This window comes from Corynebacterium sp. HMSC074C05, assembly GCF_001838325.1.
In the GTDB taxonomy this organism is placed as follows: domain Bacteria; phylum Actinomycetota; class Actinomycetes; order Mycobacteriales; family Mycobacteriaceae; genus Corynebacterium; species Corynebacterium amycolatum.
This window is the reverse complement of sequence record NZ_KV836295.1, coordinates 394,582-403,272: the sequence shown is the minus strand read 5'-3', so window position 1 is coordinate 403,272 and position 8,691 is coordinate 394,582. Positions and strand designations below refer to the sequence as shown.

Sequence of the window (8,691 nt, the reverse complement as noted above, 5' to 3'; positions counted from 1 at the left end):
CGAAAACATTTCCCCCACATCAGCCAACCAGACAACAACCGCCTGGCCACGCTGACCTTCGAATACATTACACACACGCCCTTATTTAAGCGAATCCGCTGGTAGAACCATGAAAAAATTCACTTTAGTTAACCCCGTACGCCAAATCAGAGACTTCCTACGGCTCGGTCGCTACTTGTCAGCAACTCAGCAACCGACCAATTACTTAGTCAGAGCCGCCTTGTCACCTGCGAGTCGTCGCCAAGCAGTGGCAGACGCGACACCCATCAGCGCACCCGCCCCCAGAAACACGCTGCCTGCACCCATCGCGGTAGCACCCACACCAGCAACCGGCGGCAGGATGACCTGCGCCAAGCGGTTACCCATCAGCCGGATGGACAACGCCTGAGCACGCACCTCGGCATCCACCAGGGAGCTCACCCACGTCATAGACATAGGCATGACAAAGCCCCACGCCAAGCCACAGATACCAACTGCGATAACCATCAGCCACGCACTCTGTAGCCACGGCATTGCCAAAAGCGGCATGACACCGGCACAAACTGCAATGATAAGGACCCGATTGCGATTAGCTTTGCGCAAAACAGTCGGCATGAGGGCTCGGGAAATAATCGCAAGACCACTACGCGCACCAAGGATCGCCGTCACCTCGGCAACACTAAAGCCCAGTTCACGTCCCAGCACCGGCACATATGCCGTCAACAGGTCAATGGCTACGATGACCGCAATTGAGACAGACATAGCGCTGGACATGCCATCGATACGCAGGATGCTTAAGACCGATGCGCCACTGGCTTCGGCCTGCGCCAGCCGCCTCTCCTCCATCCGGCTGCGGTCGCTAAGAGTCGACGCCGGAGAATACTCAGTTGAGCTAGCAGCTTGCACTTCGGCGGCTGCATTTGCTTCGTGCCGTCGATAAGCAGTTGCGACCGGCCAGCCGATGACCAGGGCGACCGCACCGATTCCCGTCATCGTCCAGAGCGCGGAAGTGGTGGCGGTCATGGCGCTGCCGTCGTGGTTGGGAGTGAGCAGACCCGCACCGACGATGCCGAGGAACTGCCCGACGGAGATTCCAAGCGTGAAGTATGCAAAGAGGCTATCAAGCCCGGCGACGCCGCCACGCAGGTGCGAAACCATGCCTTGAGCGGCGATGAGCGTGGTCATGTGGGCAAAACCCAGGGCCACGTAGCCGGTCAGAAGAATAGGTAGGTTCGGCGAGAGCGACATTACTGCTGCAGCGATGACGGTGGCGACGAGACCGGAGTACATGACTTCGGTGGCACGATGGCTGTCGACAAGCTTGCCGGCGGGAAGCGCAATAATAAGAGGTACAAGTGAAAATGCGGCAGTGAACCAACCGACGGTGGCGGCGGAACCGCCAAAATCGAGGACTCGCCAAGAAAGCAGCACGCGACCGCCGTTGAAAACCGCTTGCCCCAACACAGTAATGAGAACCAATAGGCCGAACCAGCGTCTCATACCTGTTTGTAACTCCCCTTCTCCTGTGTGGTCGCACTCTTCGCGGGGCGATTTCTTTGCACGTCAATACCTAAATTGATCGGTGCTTTCTCGTCGGCTCGCACTTCTGCCAACCCGCGAAGAACGGTCAAAGCAATGCGGCTTATTAAGAATAGTCCCTGAAGTTAAACATGTTTAGCGCATAGAATGAATTATTCGGGCATCCTTGTCGATGTAACCGGTTTTCTTATTTAGTTAATAAAGAATCAGGAATTAGGAGCCATGCTTGAACGCACATTGGTGTTCGTCGATACGTCATATTTACTGGCGAGCTTTTACAACTCGTGGGAAACCGGAGCCCGCGGGCAATTAGAAATCGACCTTAGAGAAGTAGTTAGTGTCCTTGACCGAATGATTAACCAGCAGCTGAACCAGCCAGTTCAGCGGCAACTTTGGTACGACGGCATCCCGGAGTCGGGGCCGCATCGTTACCAGCGCTCACTGCGCACGATTGATGGTGTGCAGCTGCGCGCAGGTCAGCTCATTGAATGGGGTGACCGACGGACGCAGAAGGCCGTCGATACGCGACTCGTCGCAGACATGGTTGTCGCCGGCCTGCGCAACCAAGTTTCCGATATCGTGCTGGTCTCGGGCGATGCGGACATGCTGCCCGGCGTCGCTGAGGCTTCGGCCGCCGGTGTGCGCGTGCATCTCTACGGCTTCGGCTGGGACTCCATGTCCGGTGCACTTCGCCATGCCTGCGATTCGACGACAATCCTCGATCCCCGCGAGGACTTCGCCGACGCCATGCAGCTCAATGTCCTCGAGGGCCCAATCCCACCGGTCGTCCGCACGAATAAGCCGCTGGGCGATGCCGAACCAATCGAAGATCTCGGTGCCACCTGTGTACCGGATACGCGCATCACTCCTCCGGGCGAGGACTCGCTTGACGACGGCACGGAGAACACTCCCTCCGCTGCCGACGGTGATGTTGCTTCGCCGGAGGCCGGCTCTCCGGAGGTTCCGCAGGACCAGCGCGTTGTGCCATCCCCCACAGCTGACCGCGACTCCGACTGTCGCAGCGAAGACAATGCCGCAGCCACGCCGACGGCCAAAGCCGACTCGCCGAAGTTCAACGAGGTCGAGCACGCGGCCAAGATGGGTGCCCGGGAAATCCCGGCGCAGGCTGAGCACCGCGCTGAGGTAGAGCGCACCGGCGGTTTGGAAGCTACACAGGTGGATTCCGCTGCTTCGGGCGTTTCGGCTGACTCGCCAACACAGCAAACGCAACCAACTCAGCCAGCACAGCCTTCTCCAGCGGCCATGCCCGGCGCAACAGTCAACACTGGCAGTGGGGCTGGTAACGACACTGCGAACAACACCGGAGCCGAGAATGCAGGCGCGTCTGCCTCCGATTCCGCGTCGTCGACTGCAACCGGCAGTGGGGAGTCGGCGACGGAGCCGTCGGCAAGCGAAGACGGTGCCAACGCGAGTACACCGAAACCAAGCCCGCGGCCGAACCCTTCGATGATGGCGCCAAGGAGGAAGCTGCGTAGTCGGTACGTGCCCCTGCCCAACGAAGTGTGGGCATCTGCGGGTTTCCAGACGCCGTTCGATGTGGGACAGCAGTACGCGAACTGGTGGTACGAGAATATTGCGAACGAGCAGGCGCGCGATAGTGCCCACTTGCTCTCTGGTGGTGGGCTGCCGCCGGACATTGATCGTCCGCTGCTGCAGTTTGCGTGCGAAACCCTGCACGAATACACGCTGACGGAGACGCAGCGCGTCAATCTGCGCGATGGTTTCCACGCCGGTATCCGCGGGGTGCTGCTCGCGCGGAAGAACGGTGAATTGGAGAAGTAGCGCGCTTCACGGCTTCGGCAGTTTCGACGGCTTCAGCACTGCCGGCGCTACTGTCGCTGCTGGTGCGGCTGACGCGAGAAAGTGTCGGGGTTTATGGCATTTTAGGGTGGTTTTTCCCGCTCAAACTGCCATAAACCCCGACACTTTCTTGTTGGCGATTGTTGGCAACTGGTGAAGGCTACTTCGCTTCGTCTCCGTCCGTTGTGGTGTCCTCAACGGCCTCGGCGGCCTCGGCGGACTCCAGCTCGCCGGCATTATCCTTCGCGGCAGAACCGGATTCGAGAGCAGCGCTTTCATTATTCATCTGGGCACGAATTTCGGCCAGACGCATGTCGGCAGCGGCATCGCGAGTCGAAGTCTCGATCTCAGCCATGCGACCTGCTTGTGAGGATTCCGCGAGCTCCTGAGCGCCCAACGCATTGGCGTAGCGGCCTTCAATCTTCTCACGGACCGAATCCAAAGTCGGCACATTCGGATCCTCGGAAATACCCTGCATGCTCTGGAGAGTCTTCGACGCGGTCTCTTGCATCTTGGCCTGATCCGCCTGCGACTCCAGCTTGCGGATATCCTGCTTAATCTGCTCGTAGCGAGCCTGCGACTGCTGCGCCTGACGCTGTGCCTCCTCAGCAGCAGATACGGCCTGCTGGTGGAGCTGCGTAGTATTTTCCAGCTCCTTTTCAACATTCACCAGCTGGGTGGCAAACACCTCAGCAGTGCTTTCCATCTTCTGTGCAGTGGCCTCATCGCCCTTGGCACGAGCCTGATCCGCGTTGGCGAGTGCCTGGCGGGTGTTCTCGGTAATCTTGTCACGCTCAGAGGTCAACCGCCCCAGCTGCATTTCCAGCTGATTGCGGTTGCCGATGATAGCTGCAGCCTGACGCTGAATCTCCTGATGGCGCTGACGCTCGGCCTCAGCTGCCTGTGCAATCTGAACCTTCGGATCCGCATTGTCTTCGATTTTCTTATCAAACGAAGACATCATGTACTTCCAGCCCTTGGCAAATGGATTAGCCATGCAAATCCAACCTTCCTCAACATATGCGGAATAACTAATCGGAACCGAGAAGATTCCATCTCTTAAAAAATTGTACGTGAGCTAGCTCGCTCTCTCTCGGCAAACGGAAAGAGCTGGTTACCGACAAGCAAGACTCCCCCAGAGTTGTAAACTCTCTAAACATGGTTCATTGCCCTCAACGCGCGTACCGCGGACTTGCCGCGAGTCTCGCCGCGGTAATTACTCTGTCAGCAACTGCGCCGCTGGCTAACGCGACAGTCACCGCAACTGCTGACTCCACCAATACCGGCGCATTTTCGCAGGTAGTCGTCGCAGCTCCATCCTCAACGGAGCCGACTAAGCCCTCCGACGCAAAAACCAAGAAGACCACCGAAAAACCAGCAGGAAAGGCTCCCGAGAAGCACACAGGGAAAACCGCGGAGAAGTCGGCGGAACAGTCGGCAGAGAAGTCGGCAGAGAAAACCTCTTCAACGACATCGGAAACGTCCTCAACGGAGCCGTCGGAAAGCACTGCGAAAAGTGAGCCGAAGGCGTTTCCCCCACTTGTGCCAAGGGCGAATACCCAGTGGGGCCTTGGCGTCCAAACTCGTCTCGACCAGGTGACCGAGAAGTTTGATGCTAAGGGCGGCATGCTCGGCATGGGCATCCTGGATCGCCAGACCGGTGAGTTCATCTGCAACGCACACTGTGATGATGTTTTTCGCCTCGCCAGCCTGATGAAGGTATTCATCGCCGATGTCGTGGCCTACTCCAACTACACACAGCCGAAGAAGGGCGAGATCGTCGCTGGCCAGGGCGATATGCCGGTTGAGGGCAACCCTGATGCCATGCTGCGCGACGACATGATTCGATACTCCAACAATGAAGCAACTGACGAGCTGTGGGATTCCTACGGCGGTGTACGCATCGTTGACAATGTCCGGCAGCGCTACGGCCTGTCGGATAAGACCGTCGGCTCGCCTATGTGGGGAGCCACCACTAGTACGCCAGCCGACATGGTCGCCTACTTTGACCGCATGCTGAGCGAAGAAGGCGGACTGAGCGACACGGAGACCAAATACATGCGTCAGCTGATGTACTCACTGCCGCGTTACTCCTACGGCGATGCAGACCAGAACTTCGGTCTGCGTGCAGCGCTACCGAAGGAAACGATTGCCAACAAATCCGGTTGGTACGAAGAGCAGCACACCACTGCCGGGTTCCTTGGCGACGATGACCGTTACGCTATCGCGGTTCTGGGCAAAAACCTGACCGCCAACGACCTCACCGAAGCTGTCAAGCACGTGTTCCCGAGCGGGCAGGTTCTGCCAACAGGTGAGAAGGAGACAAAGCATGCCCGCACCAGCGCACCACTGTCGATTGAGGAGGACTCAAACAAAGTCGCTCCAGCCCTGTGGGCACTAGTAGCGGCACTCGCTGGCTTTGGTATTGGCTGGCTCATTCGTGGCCAGCGCGCGGACTAGATACAAAAAGTCCCCGCGGGCTTGAGGCGCGGGGGCTTACGCGGCAGTGCTCTAAGTTGGAAAACGCACAGTATGCGGACTAAACCGCAGAATTTACTCGGTAGCGCTATCCTGTGCGGCCTGCTCGGCAATCTGCGCACGGACATCATCCATGTTCAGCTCCGAAGCCTGGCCAACCAGGTCGCTCAGAGCGGTCTCAGGCAGCACACCAGAGTGCTGGAACAGCAGGATTCCCTCGCGGAAAACAAACAGCGTCGGAATCGACTGAATGCCCAGGGCGGCCGAAACCTCCTGGTTGGCATCGGTGTCCAGCTTTGCGAACACTACCTCTGAGTGCTTCTCCGAAGCCTTCTCATAAATCGGGGCGAACTGGCGGCACGGACCGCACCAGGATGCCCAGGCATCAACGAGCACAATGTCGTTGTTCTGAATAGTCTCAGCGAAAGTCTCGTTCGTAATATCAACAGTTGCCATGGGTCTAACTCCTCTTACTCTTTAACGTCGTGTTCTAACTTCACGTTCTTTACGTAGGTTTTTACCCGTTAGTTCCCCACAACGCACGCGGGGGTCAATTCATTCCCGCCGGGTTCGCGGGGACGTCGTAAAGCGGCGCGTGCTAGTGGTTGATGCGGACAGTGTTGGCCTGTTTACCCAGGCCATCGATGGTGATGATCATTTCCTGACCATCCTGAAGGTAGGTCTGCGGGCTCATGCCGTGGCCAACACCCGCCGGCGTTCCCGTAGAGATGACATCGCCCGGGTTCAGCTGCACGAACTGTGAGATGTAGGCGATTAACTTCGCCGGGGAGAAAACAAGGTCCGCAATCGGGGCATCCTGGCGCAGCTCCCCGTCGACGTATGTGCGCACCCGTGCGGAGTCCGCATCGAAAGCATCGGCTGTGAGCATCCACGGGCCGAAAGCACTGGCGCGCTGCAACGTCTTCCCCTGTAGCCACTGCGCGGTGGCGTACTGGAAATCGCGCTGGGTGAAGTCATTCATAATCGCGTACCCAGCGATAGCGTCCTGCGCCTGCTCCTCCGACACCCGCAAGCAGGTCTCGCCGACGATAACCGCGAGCTCGCCTTCATAATCGAGCTTTTCCGCGCAGGCCTCCGGCACTCGGATATCATCCTTCGCACCGGCGACGGCATCGGCAAACTTCGCGAATAGCGTCGGCACCTCGGGGCGCTGGTGCCCCATCTCATCGATGTGGGCGGCATAGTTCAGGCCGACGCAGACGATCTTGCCCGGCCGCGTGATCAGCGGTGCGAACGCCCACGCGCTCTCCGCCATGACGTTGTCAGGGTTGTTCCCCGCCTCCGCCAAGAGTTCTTCCGCTTCACGACGCCACGTTGGCCGCGCTAACACATCTCCGAGACAGTGGTCATCAAAAAGGACCGCTACGCCGTCGCCGAGAACAGCGGCGCGGGTTGCACCCTGGTATCGCAACGTTGCTAGACGCATGGCTTTCTCATTTCTTCATGGCTATTCTCTGTGTCACTTCTGCCGCCTGATCGGCTCTCGGTTCCACGCTACCGCCTTGTTGAGCTGAATTAGGAAGCAGGTTCGCTCTTAGGCTGCCGCGGAGCCTCGCCTTCAGGCTGGGAGGGAAGATTCTGGCCGTGCTGAAGAGCACGCTGTCCCGGCGTAGTCATGCGAACTACCCAAGCAGGACGGACGAAGAGCCATCCGGCACCGATGGCAAGCAGCAACCTGTGCAGACCGAGACACAGCATCGCCGCGATGATGGCCACCAGCGGCGTCATGATGACCAAGTGTGGGTCCTTCGACAGGATGAGGTCGCAAATAATCATGACCACAACCAACATTGGAATGTGCATGAGGAAGATAGGCAGCGTTCGACCGCCAACCTTTTCAAAGGGCACAACTAGGCGAGTGTTCTGCAGCATCGCCATGACATTGATTGCAGCCAGTGCGCCAGTGGTGGACAGGTACACGCGAGTGAAGCCGACGTTGCCTTCGTTAAAGCTCGCGTAGTTCGCCTGCACCCAGATTGCCACCGACAGGAAAGCCGTCAGCGTCACTAGCAGTGAGAGGCCGCTGCGACGCTGTGCCATCCGGAAGATCCAGGGCGCACCGTACATGCCCAGCACATAGAAGAACAGCATCTTGCTGACAAAGTCCCATGACCAACTGGATGAGGCAAAAGGCGCCCATGCACTAATGAGGCCTGAAACGATGAGCTGAATCACCGGATGTACCCAGCGGAATGCTCGTGTGAGAATTGCAAATAGCGCCAGCGCCCACAGGAACCACAGGTAAGAAGTTGGCTCGATGCCCGCGTGAAGCGTGTTGTAAATTCGCGGCCCCCACGCGCTGTGGTCCGTAATCGGCGGCGGAGACACGATGCCATCGGCATCCACGTGCGTATATGGCATGAGGAAAAGCACGAAGTCACGCAGTGGAACCCAAATCACGTAGAGATAGACCATCACCCAGATTCGGCGATTGGCCAACTTATGCCACGACTCCTTGAGTGCCTTGCCGGCGAACAGACCAGATAGCAGGAAAAACAGCGGCATACGGATTGGTCCGAGGAAGAAGTTAATCCCCGCCCACTGCGCCGTGTAGTAACCGTGCGCTTGCAGCTCTGTGATGGCATGGCCAAGCACAACTAATAGAATGCACAGCCCCTTGGCCGCATCTACCCAGCCGACGCGCTGTTTCGGCGCACTCTTATGCCTTTTAGCTTTGGTCTCCGCTGCCACGGGAGCGGCAGTTGGTGACATAGTGCTTCCCCGCTTCCCGACGACTCCGCGTAACCCTCAAAACCTTCAAAACCGTCAACGCACGAAAACTCGCCCCATTGACTGTCACTCACCTTACCTAGCCACCCGGATTGCACTAATTCTGGGTGGCTAGGCGAGGCC

7 protein-coding genes are annotated in these 8,691 nt (G+C 58.3%); 2 read left to right on the top strand and 5 right to left on the bottom strand.

The window, feature by feature from the left end; translation table 11 throughout:
• Window positions 1-201 precede the first annotated feature (201 nt).
• Window positions 202-1,479, bottom strand: coding sequence for an MFS transporter (locus HMPREF3042_RS09875; protein WP_070857031.1), 1,278 nt, complete (start codon window positions 1,477-1,479; stop codon window positions 202-204).
• 261 nt (window positions 1,480-1,740) lie between these two features.
• Here HMPREF3042_RS09875 and HMPREF3042_RS09870 point away from each other — a divergent pair, with 261 nt between their 5' ends.
• A complete protein-coding gene (locus tag HMPREF3042_RS09870) occupies window positions 1,741-3,321 on the top strand; it encodes an NYN domain-containing protein (RefSeq protein WP_070628767.1) in 1,581 nt (526 codons plus the stop codon).
• 178 nt (window positions 3,322-3,499) lie between these two features.
• Here the strand turns inward: HMPREF3042_RS09870 and HMPREF3042_RS09865 are convergent, their stop codons facing one another.
• Window positions 3,500-4,336 carry a PspA/IM30 family protein gene (locus HMPREF3042_RS09865; protein WP_070857030.1) on the bottom strand — a complete coding sequence of 279 codons (837 nt, stop codon included), beginning with the start codon at window positions 4,334-4,336 and terminating at the stop codon, window positions 3,500-3,502.
• A gap of 161 nt (window positions 4,337-4,497) precedes the next feature.
• Between HMPREF3042_RS09865 and HMPREF3042_RS09860 the strand changes: the two genes are divergently transcribed.
• Window positions 4,498-5,799, top strand: a complete 1,302-nt coding sequence (locus HMPREF3042_RS09860; RefSeq protein WP_070857028.1) for a serine hydrolase — start codon at window positions 4,498-4,500, stop codon at window positions 5,797-5,799.
• Between the two features lie 93 nt (window positions 5,800-5,892).
• Here the strand turns inward: HMPREF3042_RS09860 and trxA are convergent, their stop codons facing one another.
• The 3 genes from trxA to HMPREF3042_RS09845 all read right to left on the bottom strand — a co-directional run bounded on the left by trxA (window position 5,893) and on the right by HMPREF3042_RS09845 (window position 8,550).
• The gene (gene trxA / locus HMPREF3042_RS09855) at window positions 5,893-6,273 is read right to left on the bottom strand and encodes a thioredoxin (RefSeq protein WP_005511980.1); all 381 of its coding nucleotides are present in this window, start codon (window positions 6,271-6,273) and stop codon (window positions 5,893-5,895) included.
• A gap of 142 nt (window positions 6,274-6,415) precedes the next feature.
• Entirely contained in the window at window positions 6,416-7,264 is an 849-nt protein-coding gene (locus tag HMPREF3042_RS09850; protein WP_070857027.1) for a fumarylacetoacetate hydrolase family protein, read from the bottom strand.
• 89 nt (window positions 7,265-7,353) lie between these two features.
• A complete protein-coding gene (locus tag HMPREF3042_RS09845) occupies window positions 7,354-8,550 on the bottom strand; it encodes an acyltransferase family protein (RefSeq protein ID WP_070857025.1) in 1,197 nt (398 codons plus the stop codon).
• Window positions 8,551-8,691 lie beyond the last annotated feature (141 nt).

Excerpts from the sequence above, each read along its gene's own strand:
- HMPREF3042_RS09870 (WP_070628767.1), top strand. The coding sequence starts at position 1,741 with ATGCTTGAACGCACATTGGTGTTCGTCGATACGTCATATTTACTGGCG.
- HMPREF3042_RS09865 (WP_070857030.1), bottom strand. The coding sequence starts at position 4,336 with ATGGCTAATCCATTTGCCAAGGGCTGGAAGTACATGATGTCTTCGTTT.
- HMPREF3042_RS09875 (WP_070857031.1), bottom strand. The coding sequence starts at position 1,479 with ATGAGACGCTGGTTCGGCCTATTGGTTCTCATTACTGTGTTGGGGCAA.
- HMPREF3042_RS09850 (WP_070857027.1), bottom strand. The coding sequence starts at position 7,264 with ATGCGTCTAGCAACGTTGCGATACCAGGGTGCAACCCGCGCCGCTGTT.
- HMPREF3042_RS09845 (WP_070857025.1), bottom strand. The coding sequence starts at position 8,550 with ATGTCACCAACTGCCGCTCCCGTGGCAGCGGAGACCAAAGCTAAAAGG.
- HMPREF3042_RS09860 (WP_070857028.1), top strand. The coding sequence starts at position 4,498 with ATGGTTCATTGCCCTCAACGCGCGTACCGCGGACTTGCCGCGAGTCTC.
- trxA (WP_005511980.1), bottom strand. The coding sequence starts at position 6,273 with ATGGCAACTGTTGATATTACGAACGAGACTTTCGCTGAGACTATTCAG.